The sequence below is a fragment of the Iodidimonas gelatinilytica genome (assembly GCF_008579125.1).
Lineage (GTDB): Bacteria > Pseudomonadota > Alphaproteobacteria > Sphingomonadales > Rhodothalassiaceae > Iodidimonas > Iodidimonas muriae.
Genome location: NZ_BKCL01000007.1, coordinates 97,651 through 119,057, shown reverse-complemented (window position 1 = coordinate 119,057; position 21,407 = coordinate 97,651). Strand labels below are relative to the sequence as shown.

The window sequence follows — 21,407 nt, the reverse complement described above, 5'->3', positions numbered from 1 at the left end:
ATGACAGACAATCCGATGCGCGAACGCCCCCGCCTTTATCTGATCACGCCAGCGCACTTCACGCTGGAAACGTTCAAAGATGCTTTAAAAGCAGCCTTTGAGGGCGGTGATATTGCCTGTGTGCAATTGCGCATGAAAGAAACCGGCAATGATCAGGTGCTTGCGGCAGCCAAAGCCCTGATGCCCATCGCCCATGCCCATGATGCCGCGTTTTTGATCAATGATCGGGCGGATCTGGCCGCACAGGCCGGAGCAGACGGGGTGCATCTGGGGCAGGAAGACGGCGATTTGGCAGAGGCCCGCAAAATTCTGGGGCATGACAAGGATATCGGCGTCACCTGCCATAATTCACGCCATTTGGCCTTTGAAGCCGGTGAAGCCGGAGCCGATTATGTGGCCTTCGGGGCGTTTTTCCCCAGCCAGACCAAAATTGCAAAAACCACCGCGGATCTGGAAACCATCCAGATATGGGCGGATATTTCCGAAATCCCCTGCGTTGCCATTGGCGGGATCACGGCTGAAAACTGCGCGCCTTTGGTGAAGGCCGGAGCAGATTTTCTGGCGGTATCCGATGCGATCTGGTCCCATGAAAACGGCCCGAAAGCCGCCGTCTCCGCCTTTAATGCGGCCATTGATGCAGCCTTTTCTAGCAAAGACGCATCCCCCGCATAACGGGCCAAGGCCGCCAAAAGATTGAATGACGCGCCCGCCTCTGTTAGGAGGTGAACGAAATTTCGTAAACCTCTCTTGAAAAGTGACACTGTCTCATGAAGATCGATGGGAATGCAGTCCGCCCCGGCAATGTGATCGAACATAAGGGCGGGCTTTGGCGCGCCGTGAAAATCCAGCACACCCAACCCGGCAAGGGTGGGGCTTATTTGCAGGTGGAACTGAAAAACCTGCGCGATGGCTCCAAGCTCAATGAACGGTTCCGTTCGTCGGAAAAGGTTGAAAAGGTACGTCTGGAACAGCGCGATTATCAATTCCTGTTCCAGGAAGGCGATATGTTCACCTTCATGGATATTGAAAGCTACGAGCAGATTGCCCTTCCACAAGACGATATCGGCGAACAGGCGGTATTCTTGCGGGATGGCATGGCCGTGCAGCTTGAAATGTATGATGGAGCCCCCTTGGGCGTGCATCTGCCCGAACAGGTGGAATTGACCGTCGCCGAAACCGAACCGGTGGTGAAAGGGCAAACCGCATCGTCATCCTATAAGCCCGCACGGATGGACAATGGCGTGCGCGTGATGGTGCCGCCCTTCGTCAATGAAGGCGACCGGATCGTGGTGGCTACAGAAGACACCAGCTATGTAAAGCGGGCAGACTGATGGCCCGTCGTTCCCCCCTTGTAAACGTCATGGCATCGGCGGCCAACAAAGCCGCCCGCAATCTGCGCCGCGATTTCGGTGAAGTCGAGCATTTGCAGGTGTCGAGAAAAGGCCCGGCGGATTTCGTCTCGGAAGCCGATCGACGTGCCGAAGCCATCTTGTTCGATGAGCTGAAAAAAGCCCGCCCGCGCTTTGGTTTTTTAATGGAAGAGCGCGGCATAGTGGAAGGCGATGATGCCAGCACCCGCTGGATCGTCGACCCTTTGGACGGGACCACCAATTTCCTGCATGGCCTGCCCCATTGGGCCATCACCATCGCCGTTGAAGAGCGCGGCGAAATTGTTTCCGGCATCGTTTATGATGTTTTGAAAGATGAACTGTTCTGGGCCGACAAGGGCAATGGCGCCTTCGTGAATGATCAGCGTTTGCGAGTGTCTGGCCGGTCCACCATGGCCAGCGCTTTATTGGCCACGGGCATCCCCTTCATGGGCAAGCCTGACCATCCGGTCTTTCTTGCACAATTGGCCGCCTTCATGCCCGAAGTGGCAGGGGTGCGGCGCTTTGGCTCTGCGGCCCTTGATCTGGCCTATGTGGCCGCTGGCCGTTATGAAGGCTTTTGGGAACAGGACCTTAGCACCTGGGATATGGCCGCCGGCCTGTTGCTGGTGCGCGAAGCCGGGGGCTTTGCCACCGACATCACGGGTGGCAGCCGGATTTTGGAAACGGGAAGCATTGTGGCGGCCAACCCTGCTTTGCATCAGCCATGCTGAAAATTCTGAAATCCGCTGGGAAGCGTTAAGCGGACCGGAAATGACACATAAAACGGGGCGTTTTTTGCTGTTGGTCGGGGTGATGGGAGGGCTTTTCTCCTTCCAAACCAGTGCCCAACAAGAAGACGCCCCCGTTGGCTGGCCTTATCGCCCGCAAACCCGCGACCTGCCAGTGCCCATGCCCGCGCAGCCAGAGCCAAAAAAAACCGGCGATCCCAAAGCGGCAGAAAGCCCGCGCAAATCCGGTTATCCGAAAAAAATCCCCGAACGGGAAAAGCCGGTTCCCTACAAAATCCTGCCCCAAGCACCCTCTGAAGGGGCGTCCCAAGCCGAGTCGTACTCTGCAAGCGATCCCGACAGCCCCGCCATGAATGCCATTGCGCCTTTAGAGCGGTTTTTGCTGCCGGTGCCGGAGCTTGATTTTACCTATGATGCAGGCCGCATCGCCCTGACGCGGGATGAAGTGAACCAGTTGAGCCGCTTGGCCCAACGCTTGCGGGCCGGTACGGAAAAGATCACCATCACCGCATGGGCGGCCCCTATTTCAGACTCTGGTTCCGGCTCCGCAGCACAAGAGGCCCGAACCGCCCTTGAACATGCCTTGGCCCGCTGTTTGGCCGTGCGGGGATTTCTGGTGCGTGAAGGCATCGCGCTCAACCGCATGACCATCCATGCCCTTGCCAGCCCAGACCAAGGCACCCCGGAAAAAGCCCGGCTCATGATCCGGCAAGAAAAACCCACTCCCTGACGGCGGCACAAGCCCACAAGGCCAGCACTGCCATAGAAGCGGCCAAATGCTGTATAAAATAATCACCGGCAAATGATTTCGATTGCGCTATAAATGCTTTAGAAAGGGCCCAGGCACTTATCGGAGCGATTATGAACGGACAACAACGCTTTCTCAATCGGATGATCGTGTTCGTGCTGGCAGTGGCGCTTTTGGCCGTCGTGCTGGCGGAACAGCTTTCAACGGCATTTCAGGCCAATCCCTTGCTGAACGGGATTATCGGCGTGGTTTTGCTTTTGGGGATTGTCTATAGCTTTCGCCAAGTGCTGATGCTGAAGCCTGAAACCGAATGGCTCAAGGCATATCGCCGCGGCAATGACAGCCTTCCCGAACGCAGCCCGCGTCTACTTGGCCCCTTGGCGGCGATGATCGGCGATCAAGCCGGTGATCGGCCGGTGCGTATGACCGCCATGTCCATGCGTTCTTTGCTTGATAGCGTCGATTCGCGCCTTGATGAAGGCCGCGAAATTTCGCGTTATCTTACCCGGCTTTTGATTTTCCTTGGCCTGTTGGGTACCTTTTGGGGATTGCTGGCGGTGCTGGCGGCCATTGGCAACACCATCCAAAGCCTGAGTGTTGAAACCAGCGATCTCAGCTTGATGTTCGATGCTTTGAAGCGCGGCCTTGAAGAGCCTTTGAGCGGCATGGCCATTGCGTTTTCCTCTTCATTATTCGGCCTTGCGGGGTCCGTCATATTGGGCTTTCTCGATCTTCAATCGGGTCAGGCACAAAACCGCTTTTACAATAATCTGGAAGACTGGCTGTCCACCGTGGCCAAGGTGTCACGCGGCGGCCCGTCCATGGATATGGGCGATGAAGATGGTGCCAGCCTTGCGGCCGGGTCTTATCTCAGCGCCTTGCTGGAACAAACCGCCGATAGTCTCGATCAACTCCGCCGTACCATGGAGCAATCGGAAACCGCGCGGGAAGATGCCAATGCCGGGCTGATGCGCTTGTCGGAAGGTTTATCCGCCCTCACCGATCAGATGCGGTCCGATCAGGCGGTCACAAAACGCCTGACCGATGCCCAGATCCACACCCAACGCACATTGGAGCGCTTTGTGGACAGTTCTGATGCGCAAACCATCAGCCTAGATGATGTTTCCATGGCCCATTTGCGGAATATGGATCTCAGCCTGCGAAAATTGCTGGAAGATCAAAACCGCGCATCGGAGAAAACCGGCGATCTTTTGCGCTCGGAAATGAAAATGCTGGCCCGCACCCTGGCCGCCGCCCTTGACCGCAAACCCGCACAGAGCCGCCCGACCGGCAGCCCTCAAGGGGATGAAGGGCAATGAGCCTGCGCACCGCAAGACGGCGCAATGATGGTGGCGACGACACGTGGCCGGGCTTTGTGGATGCGCTCTCCACCTTGCTGCTGGTTCTGGTGTTTTTGCTGTCTATCTTCGCCTTGGCGCAGTTTTTTCTCGGCGCGGCGCTTTCAGGGCGCGATGCGGCATTGGAACGCCTGCGCGATCAGGTGGCGGAACTGGGGCAGCTTTTGAATCTGGAACGGCAATCCAATGCCGACCTGCGCGACAGCCTTGGGGCTTTGTCTGCCAATCTGCAAACCATCCGGTCAGAGCGCGATGATCTCTCCAATCAGATCAGCGGCTTGGAAACCGCATTGAACGATGCCCGCAACAAATTGGCCGAAGCAGAAATGCAGGCCGCAAGCCGCAGCCAGGATATGGCCGACCTGCAAGAACGCTATCAAAGCACCGCCGAAGATCTTGCACAGGAAAAAGAGCTGTCCGCTGCGGCACGCAACCGGGTGGCCGAATTACAGGCCAGCCTGACCGCCTTGCGCCAGCAACTGGCGCGGCTGGAAGCGGCCCTTGATGCCTCGGAACAGCGCGATAAGGAACAACAGGCCACCATTGTCGATCTAGGCCGCCGCCTGAATGTGGCGCTAGCGCAAAAGGTGGAGGAACTGGCTGGCTTCCGTTCGGAATTTTTTGGCCGCCTGCGCGAAGTATTGGGGCAACGCAGCGATATCCGCATTGAAGGCGACCGCTTCATTTTTCAATCGGAATTGCTGTTTGCCTCCGGCAGTGCCGCTTTGGGGTTCGAGGGACGCACGCAAATGCGTCAGGTGGCCCAAACGCTTTTGCAAATCACCGAACAAATTCCGTCGGATATCGATTGGGTGTTGCGGGTGGATGGCCATACGGACAAACGCCCCATCAGCACCGCCCAATTTTCCAATAATTGGGAGCTATCGGCGGCCCGGGCCATTTCCGTGGTGCAATTCCTGATCAGCGAAGGGGTGCCGCCGCAGCGCCTCGTGGCCGCTGGATTTGGTGAATATCAGCCCATAGCACAAGGGGACAGCGCCGAAGATCTGCGCCGCAATCGCCGCATCGAAATGCGTTTCACCCAGCGCTAAACCTTGGGGCCATATTCTAAAGCACCGCGGTGGGGCGGGCCAAATCCTGGGCGGCATCCACATCGAATTGAAGCTGGGCCAGCCGCGCATAAAGCGGACTTTTCTGCAACAGATCTTCATGGCGGCCGCTGGCCACCACATGGCCATCTTCCAGCACCACGATACGATCGGCCTTCAATACGGTGGCCAACCGGTGGGCGATCAGGATGGTGGTGCGGCCCTCCATCAGATGCTCGAGCGCTCTTTGCACCGATTGTTCTGCTTGTGCATCCAAGGCGCTGGTGGCTTCATCCAATAGAAGAACCGGCGCATCGCGCAAGATCGCCCGGGCAATGGCAAGGCGTTGCCGCTGACCGCCGGAAAGCCGCACACCGCGCTCGCCCAGCCAGGCCTCATAGCCCTCGGGAAGTTCCATGATAAAATCATGGGCCACAGCAGCTCTGGCGGCGGCCTCCACCTCGTCATCCCCGGCATCGGGCCGGCCATAACGGATATTTTCCCGCACCGTATCGGCAAAAATCACCGTCTCCTGCGGCACAATGGCAAGCTGGTTGCGCAAATCCACCGGCTCCACATCGCGGATATTCACACCATCAAGCAACACCGCCCCCGATTGCGGGTCGAAAAAACGCAACAATAATTGCAAGACCGTGGATTTTCCCGCCCCCGAAGGGCCAACAAGCGCCACGCTTTCCCCCGGCGCGGCCTCCAGAGTAAAATCTTTCAACGCCGCAATGCCCGGCTTAGACGGATAGGAAAAGGAAATCTGCTGAAAAGACACCCGGCCTTCCAAGGGCTGCGGCAAGGACAAAGGATCGGCACGCACCACCAGATCCGTTCGGGCATCCAGCAATTCCCCCAGCCGGCCTGCGGCACCGGCGGCCCGCTGCAAATCGCCATAAACCTCGACAACGGCCCCGGCAGCAGCGGCGGCCATCACCGCATAGCCCACAAAGGCCGCCATTTCTCCGCCGGTCATACGACCCGCCACCACCTCTTGTGCGCCCTGCCACAAAATGAATGTAATGGCGGACGAGATCAGGAACACTACCACCCCTGCCATTGTGGATCGCGCCCGAATGCGGCGTTGGGCGGTGCTATAAGCCGCTTCCACCGCCGAGCCAAAGCGTTCTTTCTCCGCCTCTTCACGGGTGAAAGCCTGCACCACCTCTATGGCCCCAAGGCTTTCCGTGGCCATAGAAGCCACATCGGCAATGCGGTCCTGCGATGAACGCGACAAAGCCCGCACCTTGCGCCCCAGATACACGATGGGCGCGATAATGACGGGAATGGCCACGGTGATGATCGCCATCAGGCCGGGATTATAAATCACCATCATGCTCAATCCGCCGATGAACAAGGCAGTGTTGCGTAAAGCGATGGAAACGGAGGTACTGACAACCTGCTGGATCACCCCCGCATCGGCGGTTAACCGGGAGGCAATTTCGCTAGGGCGGTTTTCTTCAAAAAACGACGGATGTAAAGACACCACCCGCGCATGGGCGGCCCGCCGCAAATCGGCCACCACCCGTTCGCCCAGCAAAGTCACGAAATAGGCCCGACACGCCGCCGCAATGGCCAAAACGGTCACAATACCGAACAGAATCGCAAAGGCCCGGTTGATGGCGTCCGGATCTTCTCCACCAAAGCCCTTGTCGATCACCGGCTGCAACGCTCCGATCGCCGCCAAATTCGCCGCCGCCGCCACACCAAGCGCCAACAAGGACGCAAATCCCAAGCCCTTGTAACGCAAGGCATAACCGGCAACCAGCCTGAGACGCTTGAGCTTTGACAGATTGCTCCGTCCGGTTTTGTCCGTTGAATCTTTTCTCTCGCGCGCCAAATCTATTGCCAATCTCTTTCGCACATGCTTTATCCCTGCGGCTATAGCAGCGCTGCTACAGCCCGACAATCGCGCAATCTGAAAGGCCATGAAATTTATGGCCCCTTAAAATGATTGATGCGGAATGCAAACCTTGCAATAGCAACGGTAACGGGCTATGTAGCGCGCTCGAATTTTGCGGAGAGGGCCATGCAGAAAGATATTCATCCTGATTACCACATGATCAAAGTGGTCATGACGGACGGTACCGAATTTATGACCCGCTCGACTTGGGGCTCCGAAGGTGAAAGCCTTCAGCTCGAAATCGATCCCACGTCCCACCCGGCATGGACCGGCGGCGCCCAGCGCCTGATGGACAAGGGCGGTCAGGTCGCGCGGTTCCAAAAGCGTTTCGGCGCTTTTACGCTGAAAAAATAAAATCGGGCGGCGCGGTTATCAACCACCGCTCGATCAAATCAGAAAAAGCGCATCCGGTATATGTCCTGATGCGCTTTTTTTCGTGCGCGTTTGCCGTGCAGACTTGGGATCGCCGCCCCGCTCGCTGCGGGCAATCTCGTCCCACATGGCATGAACACCCATGCGCCCCTCGCCTTTCGAGCCAAGCGCGGCCCGTGTTTCGCCATCACCGCCATAGCCATTCTCCATCATGGCTTCAAGGCGCAAGGCCCGCTGATACAATCCGCGGCTGCGGACGCTTAAATCCTGCGTCGGCGGCGATAAAACAGAAAGAGACTGATCTTTTTGGGCAAGGCATGTTTCCCGATCCCCCAAGCGATAGGCCGCAGCATGGGCCTCTTTTTCGCTCAATTCCCCTGCCGCGACCGCTTTGCGGGCCAATGCCCACGCAATCACATGCATGATCCGCACGGACATCCGCATGGTTTCCACCACATAGGCGGTTTCTGCTTCCGCCTGAGTGTTTTTTTGCTCCGCATATCGGGCGGATGATAAAAAAGAACGCAACTCCACCGCCATATCCATGGCATCGCAATAGGCGCGATCCACCGATTGGAACACATGAACAGGCGCCGTCTGCGACCGCTGGCCTCTCTCTTCAAGCCATGTGCTCAATGTTCCCTCCTGCGAACCACCCTATGCCCTGTCTCCACTATAACAAAATTGCCAGAATTTTACAGTTTTGTGCCGTAAACGGCTCTTGACCACCAAAAAAACGAGCATACATAAAGCTCGCGGTCGCCAATATCGGGGCCGCAAATATGGCTTGTTCCGGCTAAAAACCAGCGGAACAGCGCCAATCATATCGCTCAAATAAAGAGGATATTTTGCCATGCGTAGCTTAGATTTAACGCCCCTGATGCGGTCGTCTGTAGGCTTTGACGACCTGTTCCGTTTGGCGGAAGCCCGGTTGGATTCGGCCAGCCAAAGCTATCCTCCCTATAATATTGAAAAGCTGGGTGACGACGAATATCGCGTCACCATGGCCGTCGCCGGCTTTTCTGCCGATGAACTGGATGTGGTGCTGGAAGATCGCGTCCTGACCGTTACGGGACGTGCTACCGAAGAAGATGACAGCCGCACATTCTTGCATCGCGGTATTGCCAAGCGCGCTTTTGAGCGCACCTTCCGCCTGGCAGAAACCGTTGAAGTGAAAGGCGCTGGATTTGAAAATGGCTTATTGACCATTTCTCTGGAACGGCGCGTTCCCGAGCATATGAAACCGCGCCAGATCACCATCGAAAAAGGCAGCCCGAAAGCCTCTGTTCTGGCATCCGGTGATAAGACCGTGGCAGAAAAAACCGCCGCCTAAATAATGGCAGGATGGAACGGCCCCACTGCATGGCTCTTGCTATGCAGTGGGCTGGACCAACGCTCGTTATTCTCGGGCTTGAGCTTCCTGCCTCGTCATTCCCGGGCTTTCTCTCCCTTCAACGTCATTCCCGGGCTTGACCCGGGAATCCAGTTCTTTGTTGGTAGAGCGCTCTAGCCCTGCCGGTGTGGACCCCCGGATCAAGTCCGGGGGTGACGAGTGTGAAGCGACCGTGTGTGACGAATAGATCCTCAACATTTTACGTCATTCCCGGGCTTGACCCGGGAATCCAGTTCTTTGTTGGCGGAGCATGCCTTTCCCGCCTCATTGCCCCCCCGGATCAAGTCCGAGGGTGATACAAAGGCGACCATGTGCGACGGAAAATATGCAGGAGTAGCGATTATACAACGGCGCCCATATCGCCACCTTTCACGATTTCCCGAACAAGGCTTCAGCGGCGGCTTGGCTGGCGCCTTTCGAGGCACGCACCCGTTCGGTTCGCGCAATCTCGGCCCGCAAGCGCTCGATCCGTTCAACAAGATCATCAAGAGAATAGCTGTCCAGATCTTCGCCTTCCAATGCCTTTATCGGTTGATCTTTTCGTACGGGCCTGTCTTCCATATCCATCACACTCTCCATAAAAATCATAAAGCCCATGATCACACGTTGATTATCGCCCGATCAGGCGTCACACTTTCCCCAAATTGGTAAGGGGGGAGGTCGCATGAAGGCAATTGAAATCGCAGAATTTGGTGCCCCTGATATGTTGCGGCCATGTGATCGTCCAGATCCAGAGCCGCAACAAGGAGAGGTGCTGATCAAGGTGGTGGCCGCAGGGGTGAACCGCCCTGATGTGGTGCAACGCCGGGGACTGTATCCACCGCCCCCCGGCGCATCGGATATTCCCGGTCTGGAGATTTCCGGCACCATCAAGGCCTTGGGAGCCGGGGTCACCAATTGGGCGGTGGGTGATCGGGTCTGCGCCCTTGTAGCCGGCGGTGGCTATGCCGAACTGTGCGTGGCCCCCGTTGAAACGCTCCTGCCCGCTCCGCAAAGTCTGCCGCTGGCCCATGCGGCCGCCTTGCCAGAAACGGTGTTTACCGTGTGGTCCAATGTCTTTGAGCGCGGCTATCTGGATCACGGTGAATGGCTTTTGGTACATGGTGGCTCATCGGGCATCGGCTCTACCGCCATTCAGCTTGCCAAAGCCTTTGGTGCCCATGTGATCACCACCGCAGGGACGGATGAAAAATGCGCCTTTTGCCGTGATCTGGGGGCCGATCTGGCCATCAATTATCGGGATCAGGATTTTGTTTCCGCTGTGAAAAAAGCCACGGACGGGCGCGGTGTGGATGTGGTTCTGGATATGGTCGGCGGCGATTATGTGCCGCGCAATCTCGATTGCCTCGCCACGGAAGGCCGCCATGTGACCATTGCCTTTTTAGGCGGGCCGAGAACCACGATCAATCTTGCCCCCCTGATGCTGAAACGCCTTGTCATGACAGGATCGACATTGCGGGCCCGGTCCCTTTCCTTCAAAGCCGCACTTACGCAATCGGTCGAGCAATTGGTGTGGCCAATGATTGAAAAAGGACGCTTTGCGCCAGTGATCGACAGTGTCTTTCCCCTTGATGAGGCATGGCGCGCCCATAGCCGCATGGAAGACAGTGTACATATGGGAAAAATAATTTTACAAGTTTCATCGGAATAAGGATAAAAGAACTTCTAAAACAACAAATTCCACGCGCGCGAGACAATTTTATGGACGATAAGAAAGCCCTGCTGGACAGCCTGACAATCACCCGCGATTCCCCTCCTCCGTCGGAGGGAAAAAAACGATATGGGTGGATCATTCTGGCAATCCTTGTGCCGATCGCGCTGATGGCCGCCGGGCTTTGGTGGGGCTTATCATCCGACGATAAAAATATAGCCGCGCCTGCGGGCCAAAAGTCCGCGGTGCCCGCCGCTGCGAATCCGGGCACGGCCCAAGAAACCAGCCAAACCACCCAGCCAAAAGAAACAAGCACAAGCACAACCGCCACCAAAGAGCGCGTGCTCAATGCATCGGGCTATATCACCGCAAGACGCATGGCCACGGTATCGGCAGAGATTACCGGTCGGGTCACCGAAATTCTGGTGGAAGAAGGCATGCGTGTGGAAGAAGGCCAGCTTGTGGCCCGGCTTGATGATGCGTTGGCCCGCGTCGATCTTGATCTGGCAAAAGCGCAGGTGAGTGCGTCCGAGGCTGCAGTAAAAGCAAGCCGCGCCAATCTAGCGGAAGCCAATCGCGTTTTGACGCGGGTATCGCAACTGAGTTCGGCGAATTATTCGTCTATAGCGGATTTCACGCAGGCGGAAGCCGCAGTGGAATCTCTCACGGCTGATCTGGCACGGGCCGAAGCGAATCTGGATATTTCAAAGCTCCAAGTGACCCGTGCTCAGGAACGGTTGAACGACCATGAGGTTCGCGCCCCCTTTGCCGGCGTTGTGATTGATAAAAACGCCCAGCCCGGTGAAATTGTCGCCCCCGGATCTGCAGGCGGCGGTTTCACCCGTACCGGCATCTGTACGCTTGTGGATATGGATAGCCTTGAGATCGAAGTGGATGTGAGCGAGAGCTTCATCGGCCTTGTAACCCCCGGTCAACGGGTCGAAGCGCGGTTGGATGCCTATCCCGACTGGATCATTCCTGCGCGTGTGATCGCCATCATTCCCACCGCCAACCGCGATCGGGCAACGGTGCGCGTGCGCATTGCCCTTGGTGAAAAAGACAGCCGTATTCTGCCGGAAATGGGTGTGAATGTGGCCTTTATGGAAAACCGCTAACGTAAATTTCTGAGATACTGCTTGCCAGATAAAGGATATGCCCATGCCCGACACTCCTTTGATTATGCTCGAAAATGTCTCAAAGGCTTACCGCAAGGCAAAGTCAGAAATTTCCATTTTCGACCAGTTGAACCTTTCCATCAAGGAAGGCGATTTCGTGGCCATCATGGGGCCATCGGGCTCTGGCAAAACCACATTGCTCAACCTTCTTGGCGGCGTTGACCGGCCCACCAGCGGCACCATCACCATCAATGGCGAACGCATTGATAAAATGAGCGAAAGCGCCCTGTCGCGCTGGCGCGCACATACCGTTGGCTTCATCTTCCAGTTCTATAATCTGATGCCCATGCTAACGGCGGCCCGCAATGTGGAGCTCCCGCTTTTGCTGACAAAGCTTTCGCGCAAGAAACGCCGTGAAAATGTCATGACCGCCCTAAAGGTGGTGGGGCTGGAAGATCGTGCCAAGCATAGCCCGCGGGAAATGTCCGGGGGCCAGCAACAGCGCGTGGCCATCGCCCGCGCCATCGTTTCGGACCCGAAACTGTTGTTATGCGATGAACCCACCGGCGATCTGGATCGGGAAACCGCCGGTGAAATTCTCTCCACCCTGCAAATGCTGAACCACGATTTTGGCAAGACAATCCTGATGGTGACCCATGATCCGGAAGCCGCCAAATATGCCAAAAGCATTCTGCATTTGGATAAGGGCCATTTCGTTGAAGAACTGGTGACATCATGACCCACGGCACCTTGATCTGGAAAAATCTGACGCGCTATCGGCTGCGCTTTTTCCTCACCACATTTGCAATCTTTATCGCCTTTTTTCTGTTCGGCATCTTGCAAAGCTTCGATAAAGCCCTTGATGCCGGAGCCGAATTGGCCGCCGATGATCGCCTGGTGGTGAGCAACCGTATCAACTTTACCCAACCGCTGCCCATTGCCTATGTGGACCGCATCCGCAGCATGGACGGGGTGTTGCACGCCACCCATCAAAGCTGGCTTGGTTCTTATTATCAGGAACAGCGCAATTTCATTTTCGGATTCGCCGTGGACCCGGAAAGTTTCCTCGCTGTTTATCAAGACGACGTCGTTTTGCCCGCAGAACAGATCGATGCCTTCATCAAAGACCGGCGTGGCGTGCTTGTGGGGGCGGATACCGCCGAAACTTATGGCTGGGCACTGGGCGATCTGGTGCCCATTTCCAGTAATATCTGGCAGCAGGCCGATGGGTCGAAGGTTTGGGACGTGGTGATCAAAGGGATTTTCAAATCCAGCCGCGACGAACTTCCTGCCAATGGCCTTTATATGCATTACGACTATCTGAACGAGGCCCGCACTTTCGGAAAAGATTTCACCGGCACGGTGGCCCTGACCACCACTGATCCGGCGCTCAATGATCAGGTGGCCCAAGCCATCGATTTCCGGTTCCAGAATTCCGCCTATGCCACCGAAACCCGGACGGAAGCGGCATTCAATCGCTCGTTCGTGGACCAGCTTGGCAATATCGGCCTGATCATTTCATCGGTGGTGGGGGCCGCCCTGTTCACCATTCTGATCATTGTCGGCAACACCATGGCCCTGTCGATCCGGGAGAGAACCAGCGAGATCGGGGTGATGAAGGCGCTCGGTTTTCGCGCCTCAACGGTGTTTTCCATGGTTCTGGGTGAAGCCTTTGGTTTGGCCTTTTTTGGTGGGCTGATCGGTACCATTACCGCATGGGGGCTTGTGGAGATCGCCCGCAATATCCCCGGTTTTCCCTTCGTCCTGGGCTTCCCGACCAGTGTGTGGCTGCAGGCTTTCGGTTTGATGGTCGTTCTTGGCGTGCTCACCGGGCTTTTCCCTGCCTGGAACGCCTATCGTTTGAAGCTCAGCACCGCATTTGCAAGGGTGTAATCATCATGATGAAGCAAATTCTCTCGGTAAGCTGGATCAGCCTTCGCAGTCTGCCACAAAGACTTTGGCTCAGCCTCGCCACCATTCTCACCATTGCCGTGGTTGTGGCGGTGTTGCTGGCCTTTCTCGCCATGTCCAACGGCTTTCGCAAAACCCTTGAAGGCACTGGCTCCGATGATGTGGCGCTGATCTTGCGCGGCGGGGCCAGCACAGAACTGAATTCCGTTTTGAACCGCGAAGATCAGGCCGTACTTGAAACCGCCGCAGGCATTGCCAAAAACAATGGCGAGCCCATGGTTTCAGGCGAGCTTTATGTGGTGGTGAATGGCATCAAGAAAACCAGCGGCACCAAAGTCAATTTGCCTTTACGCGGGCTTTCTGAACAAGGCATCGCCATGCGCGGCCCTGTCACCATCAGCCAAGGCCGCCTGTTCGTGCCGGGCCGCAATGAGCTGGTGGTGGGACGTGCCCTTTTAGGAGAATTCGACGGCTTCGATCTGAATTCTACCGTTCGTTTCGGTGCTACGGATTGGAACATTGTCGGCGTCTTTGAAACCGGTGGAACGGTGTTCGAATCGGAATTGTGGAGCGATCTTGCCGGTGTGCAAAACCAGTTCAATCGCGGCAGTTCCGTACAATCTGTCCGCGCCAAACTCACCAGCCCCGATGCCATCGAAGACCTTAAAGATTTTGTCGAGAACGATCCCCGCTTGGGTGTCGATGTCATTAGTGAAAAGGATTATTTCAAGGAACAGTCCCAAAGCACCTCTGACCTGATCCTTGTGCTGGGATGGCCGCTGGCCATTGCCATGGGCCTGGGGGCTTTGGCCGGAGCGCTCAATACCATCTACACATCGGTGGCCGCACGCGCGCGGGAAATTGCAACATTGCGCGCCATCGGCTTCTCCAGCCTCTCCGCTTTTTTCGGCACATTATCCGAATCACTTGCACTTTCGGTGCTGGGCGGGCTGTTGGGAGCGGCGGTTGCCTGGAGCTTTTTCGACGGATTGAGCACATCCACCCTTGGAGGCGGCTTCACCCAAGTGGTGTTCAGTTTTCAACTGGGTGGTGCCTTGCTGGTGCAAGGGGCCATATTGGCCCTTGGAATTGGCTTGGTTGGTGGATTTTTCCCGGCCATCCGTGCTGCTCGTCTGCCGGTTGCAATGGCCTTTTCCGACCGATAGGAACCAAAGCTTCCATATGGTGATAAAATAATCCGCGAACGTCTTGATTGATGGACAAAGCTGCGCCACAGTCACCTTTATTGCCAGCCTTTGCGATGGGTCTTTCTCCGTGATTTGACAAATGCACTTCACCGGTTTGGGGAAGGCCCGCGCCGGGGCTGGTGCTTTATTGCGTGTCTTTTGGAGAGGACTATGAGCCAGCCACTGATGCCGATGGCAACCGCCGTTTGGCTGATCGACAATACCTCGCTCACATTCAAGCAAATCGCTCGTTTTTGCGGCTTGCATGATCTTGAAGTGCAAGGCATCGCGGATGGAACCGTCGGGCAATCCATCGCCGGGATCGACCCCACGGCCAATGGCCAATTGACATGGGCCGAAGTGCGCCGTTGCCAAGATGATCCTTCGGCATCTTTGGTGCTGAGCAAAGGAGCCAAGCCCGAACAGACCCGGACCAAAGGGCCGCGCTATACGCCCGTTTCCAAGCGGCAGGATAAGCCCGATGCCATTGCCTGGCTGTTGCGCCACCATCCCGAGCTTTCCGACACGCAAATCTCGCGTCTTGTGGGCACTACCAAGCCAACCATTGGTGCCATACGTGAACGATCCCACTGGAATATCGCCAATATCCGCGCCCAAGATCCCGTTGCTTTGGGCCTTTGCAAGCAAATGGAATTGGATGAAGCGGTTCAAAAAGCCGCCGTTCGCGCACAAAAGAACGCACCGGCACAGCCTGAGAGCGCCCCTGCGGAGGATGCAGCAGATAGCGGCGCCGATGTGGAAAACCCTGCCGACGACAGCCCCGCATCGGATCTCTGATAATCGGATCTGTCCGGCTCTATAAAAGCCTATATGCTGCCATAAGAACAGCCATTGGGTCGAAGACAAAAAATGGGCGCGGCCAAAAGGCTGCGCCCACATCTTTTATCATCGGCTCTCGTTAATGATGTTCATATCCGCTGAGTTTTTCCTTCAGCAAAAGCTTCTCTCGTTTGAGCTTGGCTAATCGAAGGGTATCCGGCGCGGGCCTGCTGGCCTCTTGGGTGATAATCCGTTCCAACGTGGCGTGTTTGTCTGCCAGAGCCTGAGCATGCGCCTGCTGTGTCATACCGGTATCCTCCTTCATTACGAACAACACTGATATGGCACCATATAAGGTCCCTGATTGTCACTTCAATTCGCACCCCGATGCGTCACCATGCCCCATATTTCTTGAAACAGCGCACCTGAACCCATTCAGACGCAGTGGTCAACCGCCCGCCATTGCGTAAAAATTCCGGCCATGGCCGGATACAAGCAGCGCTCTTTGCTCCATGCGAAATTCCCGCCCTTCCCTTTTTACAAAGCACTGCGCTTCCCTCAATTTCACACAACGCTCCCGACTCGGAAGGGCCACAGAAGCGGCATATGGTTTGACCGCGCGATGCACTCTTGTGATTCTCCCCCATGACTCGCTATAATATGGCCGGACTTGGGGGTCTGTCCGACTTTCGAAAGCACATCGCATGCACGACGGAATGACACTGGCGGACGCAGAATTGAAAAAGCGTCTGAAGATTCTGGAACAAGAACATCGTGATCTGGATATGGCAATCGAGGCCCTGCATAGCGCCGGGTCGTTCGACCAGCTTCAGATTCTGCGAATGAAAAAACGGAAACTCATGTTGCGGGATCAGATTCGGCATCTGGAAGACCAGATTCTGCCCGATATCATTGCCTGACCGCCCCACCATCCTTGAGATGCCGCTGCTTTTTAAAGGCGTACATAAGCCTGTCCGCATGCGCCAAGGCGCCCTCTGCATCATCACCCTGTGTCAGCCCATAGGCACCATAACTTACCGTTAGGGGGATGGTTGTCCCATTGATCTGCGGTTCTTTACGGGCAACGGCCTCGGCCAGTCGTTTGGCCATGTCCTCGGCATGTTGTTGGTCCGTATGGGGCAGGATCAGCCCGAATTCATCCCCGCCCAAACGCGCCACAAGATCGAAGCTACGGCTATAACGTGTCAGCGCATCTCCCACCGCCAGCAAGGCCGCATCCCCCGCCGCATGAGTAAGCCGATCATTGATGCGTTTCATATTATCCACATCGAAATACAAGATGCTTACCGGATGGCCATAACGATTGGCCAAAGCGATCTGCCGATTCAATTCACGCATGAAAGCGCGGCGATTCAAAACCGGTACCAAGGCATCATGATCCGCCAGTTTTTCAAGCTCGGCAATCTGTGCCTGCGCCCGCCCCAATTGAAGGGTGAGCGTTTCCACATCCCCGATCAAACGACTAATGGCGGCCCGCACCTCTGGGGTAAGATCATGTTCAGGGATTCCAAAAAGGATAAAATCATCTTGGAATGCAGCACCGCCCTCCGCCATATCCCCATCAGGGCTGTTTTCCTGATCGCGTTTATCGCGTTGACCAGATGAAATCGCATTCACGGCATCTGCGGCATCTACTTTCATCAAGCGGCACCTATCCCTAATTCCCTGTTAAGGTTTGAGGGCTGCGCACCAATTGTCAAGGATAAGCCGCTTTCCAGCGCTTGCGTCGGCACGCCCTCTCCCTATAATGCGCTCACGCATTTCACCGCTGGCTCTGGAGCATCGAATGACAGATCCCACGCCTTTGGTTGGCATCATCATGGGTAGCCAATCCGATTGGGAAACCATGCGCCATGCTGTGGCCATTCTGGAAAATCTGGCCGTCCCCCATGAGGTGAAAATCGTTTCCGCCCATCGCACGCCAAAGCGGCTTTACGACTATGCCCAATCGGCGCGTGACCGCGGCCTCAAGATCATCATCGCCGGTGCCGGTGGTGCCGCACATCTACCGGGCATGGCCGCCGCCCTTACCCCTTTGCCGGTGTTCGGCGTGCCGGTGGAAAGCAAGGCTCTCAAGGGCATGGACAGCTTGTTATCCATCGCGCAAATGCCCGGCGGCATCCCTGTGGGAACCTTGGCCATTGGCAAAGCGGGGGCGAAGAATGCTGCGCTTTTGGCGACGGCCGTGCTGGCCCTGATGGATCACGATCTGGCCAAGCGGCTGGATGCCTTTCGCGCCGAACAGACGGATACAGTGGCCCCGGCCCCGCAACAAAACGCCCCTTGAAAGAAAGAAATTTCCATGACCGGACGCTCCGAACGCGCGGAAACCTTTGAAAGCCTGGCGCCGGGCGGCACCATTGGCATATTGGGCGGCGGGCAGTTGGGGCGCATGTTGTCCATAGCGGCGGCACAGCTGGGCTATCGCACGGCCATTTATTGCCCCGATCCTTTAAGCCCCGCCTTCCAGATGTGCGACCGGTATTGGCAGGCCCCTTATGAAAGCCGGGCCGCCCTGGCGGAATTCGCAGATGCGGTGGATCTGATCAGCTTCGAGTTTGAAAATGTCCCGGCCTTGTCTTTGGATTTTCTGAAAGCAAGGGTGCCCATCCGGCCCGGCATTGCATCCTTGGCGACAACGCAGGACCGTTTGTTTGAAAAGGACTTTCTCTCGGTTCTTGATATTCCCGTAGCGCCTTATCACGATGTGGCCAGTGCCGCAGCGCTGCACGATGCCGCCCAGACGCTGGGCTATCCGGTGATCGCCAAAACCCGCCGGCTGGGCTATGACGGCAAGGGGCAGGTGCGCTTGGAAAAGGGCGACAATGCCCAAGACGCGTGGGATTCTTTGGCATCGGAACTGGTGATCGCCGAAAGCGTTATCCCCTTTGACCGGGAAATCTCGGTGCTTTTGGCCCGCGGGCTTGATGGCAATATCGCCAGTTGGCCACCCGTGGAAAACGATCACTCAAAAGGGATCTTACGCACCAGCCGCGTTCCCGCCACCATCAGCGACTCTGTGGCCGATCAAGCGCTCAGCTATGCCCATGCCATTGCCGAAGCGCTGGATTTTGTGGGCGTTCTGGCCGTGGAAATGTTCGTGACCGACAAAACCGGCGAGGTTTTGGTGAATGAAGTGGCCCCGCGCGTTCACAATTCCGGGCACTGGACACTGGATGGCGCCGTTACCAGCCAATTCGAGCAACATATCCGCGCCATTTGTGGATTGCCTTTAGGCGACAGCCGCGCTTTGGGACGAATCCGCATGGAAAATCTGATCGGTAAGAACATCACCCATTGGCGCGATATCCTTGGCGATCCTTTGGCCCATTTCCACCATTATGGCAAAGCCGTTGCCAAGCCGGGGCGTAAAATGGGCCACGTCACCTGGGTTGATCCCGATTAAGCCACGCCCCTTTGCCCAGCCATTTTCACCGGACAAAGAGGCGCGTTTTCAGACGTCCAATAGATCGATCGATGGAGAGCGGCGCAAAGCCGGTGGATCAATCGCATCCACAAGCGCCAGCGCCCCCATATTCAAAAGCCCGCGTGCCGTCACCGATGGCGTTACGATATGCGCGGATTTTTTTGTCCCCAAAAGCAAGGGGCCGATGGGCAGCCCATCACCAAGAACCTTCAAAAGTTCATAAGAGATATTGGCGGCATCCAGATTGGGCATCACCAGCAGATTGGCCATGCCCGAAAGGCGGGAATGGGGGAAAATGCGGTCCCTGATTTTTTCTTCAATGGCCGCATCGCCGTGCATCTCGCCTTCCACCTCCAGATCCGGGGCCATTTCATGCAACAGCGCCAATGCCGTGCGCATTTTGGCGGCGCTATGGGTTCTGGATGACCCGAAATTGGAATGAGACAGCAAAGCCACTTTCGGCGTCAAGCCAAAGCGCCGTACTTCATCGGCGGCCAAGATGGTCACTTCAGCGATCTCTTCAGCCGTGGGGTCTGGCGTGATAAACGTATCGCACAGGAAAAACGTGCCCTTGCCCAACATCAGAACCGATAAGGCCGACGCCGCCTTCACCCCATCCGACAGGCCCACAATATCAAGCACATGGGTGAGATGCCGATGGTAGCGCCCCACCGCACCGCAAACCATGGCATCGGCTTCGCCGCGATGCAGGGCCAAGGCCGCAATGGCGGTGTTGTTGGTGCGCATGATGGTGCGTGCCTCATCGGGAGAAACGCCCTTTCTTTCCATCAATTCATGATAGCTGCGCCAATATTCGCCATAACGCGCATCATTTTGCGGATTGACCACTTCAAAATCCACATCCGGGCGAATGCGCAAGCCCAATTTCTCGATCCGACTTTGCACCACCTTGGGGCGACCCACCACCGTGATATCGGCCATGCGTTCATCCAGGAGAGCTTGGGCTGCCTGCAGCACCCGTTCATCTTCCCCTTCGGCAAACAAAAGCCGTTTACGCTGGGTGCGGGCCCGTTCGAAAATGGGTTGCATCAGATTGCCAGACCGGAAAACAAAGGTATTAAGGCCTGCGAGATAGGCATCAAAATCCTCGATGGGCCGCCGCGCCACACCACTGTCCATGGCCGCTTTGGCCACAGCCGGAGCCACTTCCGTCATCAGCCGCGCATCAAAGGGTTTTGGAATCAAATAGTCCGGCCCAAGGCGCAAAGGCTCGCCTTCATAGGCGCGGGCCACCACGTCCGACACCTCTTTTTCCGCCAGCGCCGCAATGGCTTTCACGGCAGCGATTTTCATCGCTTCATTGATGTCGGTCGCCCCCACATCCAAAGCACCGCGGAACATAAAGGGATAGCACAGCACATTATTGACCTGATTGGGAAAATCCGACCGGCCAGTGGCAATGATGGCATCAGGGCGGGCTTCGCGGGCCAGATCCGGCATGATTTCCGGCTCAGGATTGGCCAGCGCCATGATGATCGGCTGCGTGCCCATCTTTTTTACCATATCCGCTGTCAAAACCCGGGGTGCAGATAATCCCAGGAAAATATCGGCCCCTTCGATCGCATCGCTTAGCGAACGCATATCCGTTTTGCGCGCATATCGGGCTTTATAGGGGTTCATCCCCGCCTCGCGGCCCTCATAAACCACGCCGTCAATATCGCACAGGGTGATATTGTCTTTTGCCAGTCCCATGGAAACCAGCAGATCAAGACAAGCAAGGCTGGCCGCTCCGCCGCCGGTAGAAACCAGCTTCACATCCCCAAAGCTTTTCCCGACCACTTTCAGCGCATTATAGATCGCGGCCCCTGCCACAATGGCGGTGCCATGCTGATCGTCATGGAACACCGGAATGTCCATGATCTTGCGCAAGCGTTCTTCAATGATGAAACATTCAGGCGCTTTGATATCTTCAAGATTGATGGCCCCAAAGGTGGGTTCAAGGGCGGCCACCACCTTGCAAAACAGGTCCGCGTCAGTGGCATCCACCTCAATATCGAAACAATCGATATTGGCAAATTTCTTGAACAGAACCGCTTTGCCTTCCATCACCGGCTTGGAAGCCAGCGGCCCGATATTGCCCAACCCCAAAACGGCAGAGCCATTGCTGATCACCGCCACCAGATTGCCCCGCGCCGTCAATTGCGCCGCTTGGCCCGGATCATCGACAATGGCCGTGCAGGCTGCCGCCACACCGGGAGAATATGCCAGCGCCAAATCTCGCTGTGTAACCAGCGGCTTGGTGGCGACAACGGCCAGTTTTCCAGCGGGAGCCATGCGGTGATAACGCAAGGCGGATTCATAAAGCTTATCGGAATCAGGCATAAAGGGCGCAACCAAAGCTATAAG

The 21,407-nt window shown here is 56.4% G+C and carries 23 protein-coding genes; 17 read left to right on the top strand and 6 right to left on the bottom strand.

The features are described from left to right. The 6 genes from thiE to JCM17844_RS10435 all read left to right on the top strand — a co-directional run bounded on the left by thiE (position 1) and on the right by JCM17844_RS10435 (position 5,277). A complete protein-coding gene (gene thiE / locus JCM17844_RS10460; RefSeq protein ID WP_150000903.1) occupies positions 1–672 on the top strand; it encodes a thiamine phosphate synthase in 672 nt (223 codons plus the stop codon). Positions 673–767: 95 nt separating this feature from the next. Further along, complete coding sequence (efp, locus tag JCM17844_RS10455) at positions 768–1,331, top strand: elongation factor P (protein WP_150000902.1); 564 nt, start codon at positions 768–770, stop codon at positions 1,329–1,331. Next, entirely contained in the window at positions 1,331–2,101 is a 771-nt protein-coding gene (locus JCM17844_RS10450) for an inositol monophosphatase family protein (RefSeq protein ID WP_150000901.1), read from the top strand. The genes efp and JCM17844_RS10450 overlap by 1 nt, the downstream gene beginning before the upstream one ends. Positions 2,102–2,141: 40 nt before the next feature. Next, complete coding sequence (locus JCM17844_RS10445) at positions 2,142–2,849, top strand: OmpA family protein (RefSeq protein WP_150000900.1); 708 nt, start codon at positions 2,142–2,144, stop codon at positions 2,847–2,849. A gap of 131 nt (positions 2,850–2,980) precedes the next feature. Continuing rightward, positions 2,981–4,186 carry a MotA/TolQ/ExbB proton channel family protein gene (locus JCM17844_RS10440; RefSeq protein WP_150000899.1) on the top strand — a complete coding sequence of 402 codons (1,206 nt, stop codon included), beginning with the start codon at positions 2,981–2,983 and terminating at the stop codon, positions 4,184–4,186. Further along, positions 4,183–5,277 carry a peptidoglycan -binding protein gene (locus tag JCM17844_RS10435; RefSeq protein ID WP_150000898.1) on the top strand — a complete coding sequence of 365 codons (1,095 nt, stop codon included), beginning with the start codon at positions 4,183–4,185 and terminating at the stop codon, positions 5,275–5,277. The genes JCM17844_RS10440 and JCM17844_RS10435 overlap by 4 nt, the downstream gene beginning before the upstream one ends. A 16-nt stretch (positions 5,278–5,293) precedes the next feature. On the opposite strand, the gene JCM17844_RS10430 is transcribed toward JCM17844_RS10435, so the two are convergent. After that, on the bottom strand, positions 5,294–7,210 hold the full coding sequence (locus JCM17844_RS10430) for an ABC transporter transmembrane domain-containing protein (RefSeq protein WP_150000897.1): 1,917 nt from the start codon (positions 7,208–7,210) through the stop codon (positions 5,294–5,296). A 99-nt stretch (positions 7,211–7,309) separates the two neighbouring features. Here JCM17844_RS10430 and rpmE point away from each other — a divergent pair, with 99 nt between their 5' ends. Further along, entirely contained in the window at positions 7,310–7,537 is a 228-nt protein-coding gene (gene rpmE, locus JCM17844_RS10425; protein ID WP_150000896.1) for a 50S ribosomal protein L31, read from the top strand. Between the two features lie 33 nt (positions 7,538–7,570). Here rpmE and JCM17844_RS10420 read toward each other — a convergent pair whose 3' ends face one another. Then, positions 7,571–8,191, bottom strand: coding sequence for a DUF1465 family protein (locus JCM17844_RS10420; RefSeq protein ID WP_150000895.1), 621 nt, complete (start codon positions 8,189–8,191; stop codon positions 7,571–7,573). Positions 8,192–8,408: 217 nt separating this feature from the next. Here JCM17844_RS10420 and JCM17844_RS10415 point away from each other — a divergent pair, with 217 nt between their 5' ends. After that, positions 8,409–8,888, top strand: coding sequence for an Hsp20 family protein (locus JCM17844_RS10415; RefSeq protein WP_150000894.1), 480 nt, complete (start codon positions 8,409–8,411; stop codon positions 8,886–8,888). 429 nt (positions 8,889–9,317) lie between these two features. Here the strand turns inward: JCM17844_RS10415 and JCM17844_RS10410 are convergent, their stop codons facing one another. Beyond that, entirely contained in the window at positions 9,318–9,515 is a 198-nt protein-coding gene (locus tag JCM17844_RS10410) for a DUF1192 domain-containing protein (RefSeq protein ID WP_210431805.1), read from the bottom strand. A gap of 97 nt (positions 9,516–9,612) precedes the next feature. On the opposite strand from JCM17844_RS10410, the gene JCM17844_RS10405 reads away from it, so the two are divergent. The 6 genes from JCM17844_RS10405 to JCM17844_RS10380 all read left to right on the top strand — a co-directional run bounded on the left by JCM17844_RS10405 (position 9,613) and on the right by JCM17844_RS10380 (position 15,610). Then, complete coding sequence (locus JCM17844_RS10405) at positions 9,613–10,599, top strand: NAD(P)H-quinone oxidoreductase (protein WP_150000893.1); 987 nt, start codon at positions 9,613–9,615, stop codon at positions 10,597–10,599. A gap of 50 nt (positions 10,600–10,649) precedes the next feature. Continuing rightward, positions 10,650–11,714: an efflux RND transporter periplasmic adaptor subunit gene (locus tag JCM17844_RS10400; RefSeq protein ID WP_150000892.1), complete on the top strand. Its 1,065-nt coding sequence runs from the start codon at positions 10,650–10,652 to the stop codon at positions 11,712–11,714. A 43-nt stretch (positions 11,715–11,757) separates the two neighbouring features. Further along, positions 11,758–12,453: an ABC transporter ATP-binding protein gene (locus JCM17844_RS10395; RefSeq protein WP_150000891.1), complete on the top strand. Its 696-nt coding sequence runs from the start codon at positions 11,758–11,760 to the stop codon at positions 12,451–12,453. After that, positions 12,450–13,607, top strand: coding sequence for an ABC transporter permease (locus JCM17844_RS10390; RefSeq protein WP_150000890.1), 1,158 nt, complete (start codon positions 12,450–12,452; stop codon positions 13,605–13,607). The genes JCM17844_RS10395 and JCM17844_RS10390 overlap by 4 nt, the downstream gene beginning before the upstream one ends. Positions 13,608–13,612: 5 nt before the next feature. Continuing rightward, positions 13,613–14,791, top strand: coding sequence for an ABC transporter permease (locus JCM17844_RS10385; RefSeq protein WP_150000889.1), 1,179 nt, complete (start codon positions 13,613–13,615; stop codon positions 14,789–14,791). A 192-nt stretch (positions 14,792–14,983) separates the two neighbouring features. After that, entirely contained in the window at positions 14,984–15,610 is a 627-nt protein-coding gene (locus JCM17844_RS10380; protein WP_150000888.1) for a DUF1013 domain-containing protein, read from the top strand. Positions 15,611–15,731: 121 nt separating this feature from the next. Here JCM17844_RS10380 and JCM17844_RS10375 read toward each other — a convergent pair whose 3' ends face one another. Further along, positions 15,732–15,899 carry a DUF465 domain-containing protein gene (locus tag JCM17844_RS10375; protein WP_150000887.1) on the bottom strand — a complete coding sequence of 56 codons (168 nt, stop codon included), beginning with the start codon at positions 15,897–15,899 and terminating at the stop codon, positions 15,732–15,734. 397 nt (positions 15,900–16,296) lie between these two features. On the opposite strand from JCM17844_RS10375, the gene JCM17844_RS10370 reads away from it, so the two are divergent. After that, a complete protein-coding gene (locus tag JCM17844_RS10370) occupies positions 16,297–16,512 on the top strand; it encodes a YdcH family protein (RefSeq protein WP_210431804.1) in 216 nt (71 codons plus the stop codon). Here JCM17844_RS10370 and JCM17844_RS10365 read toward each other — a convergent pair. Further along, positions 16,502–17,254, bottom strand: a complete 753-nt coding sequence (locus tag JCM17844_RS10365; protein ID WP_150000886.1) for a GGDEF domain-containing protein — start codon at positions 17,252–17,254, stop codon at positions 16,502–16,504. The two genes, JCM17844_RS10370 and JCM17844_RS10365, sit on opposite strands and share 11 nt — an antisense overlap. A 145-nt stretch (positions 17,255–17,399) precedes the next feature. On the opposite strand from JCM17844_RS10365, the gene purE reads away from it, so the two are divergent. Beyond that, the gene (gene purE, locus JCM17844_RS10360) at positions 17,400–17,900 is read left to right on the top strand and encodes a 5-(carboxyamino)imidazole ribonucleotide mutase (protein WP_150000885.1); all 501 of its coding nucleotides are present in this window, start codon (positions 17,400–17,402) and stop codon (positions 17,898–17,900) included. 15 nt (positions 17,901–17,915) lie between these two features. Further along, positions 17,916–19,019 (top strand): 5-(carboxyamino)imidazole ribonucleotide synthase, encoded by a 1,104-nt coding sequence (locus JCM17844_RS10355; protein WP_150000884.1) that lies wholly within the window; start codon positions 17,916–17,918, stop codon positions 19,017–19,019. 48 nt (positions 19,020–19,067) lie between these two features. Here JCM17844_RS10355 and JCM17844_RS10350 read toward each other — a convergent pair whose 3' ends face one another. Next, complete coding sequence (locus tag JCM17844_RS10350) at positions 19,068–21,383, bottom strand: NADP-dependent malic enzyme (RefSeq protein ID WP_150000883.1); 2,316 nt, start codon at positions 21,381–21,383, stop codon at positions 19,068–19,070. Between the last annotated feature and the right edge of the window lie 24 nt (positions 21,384–21,407).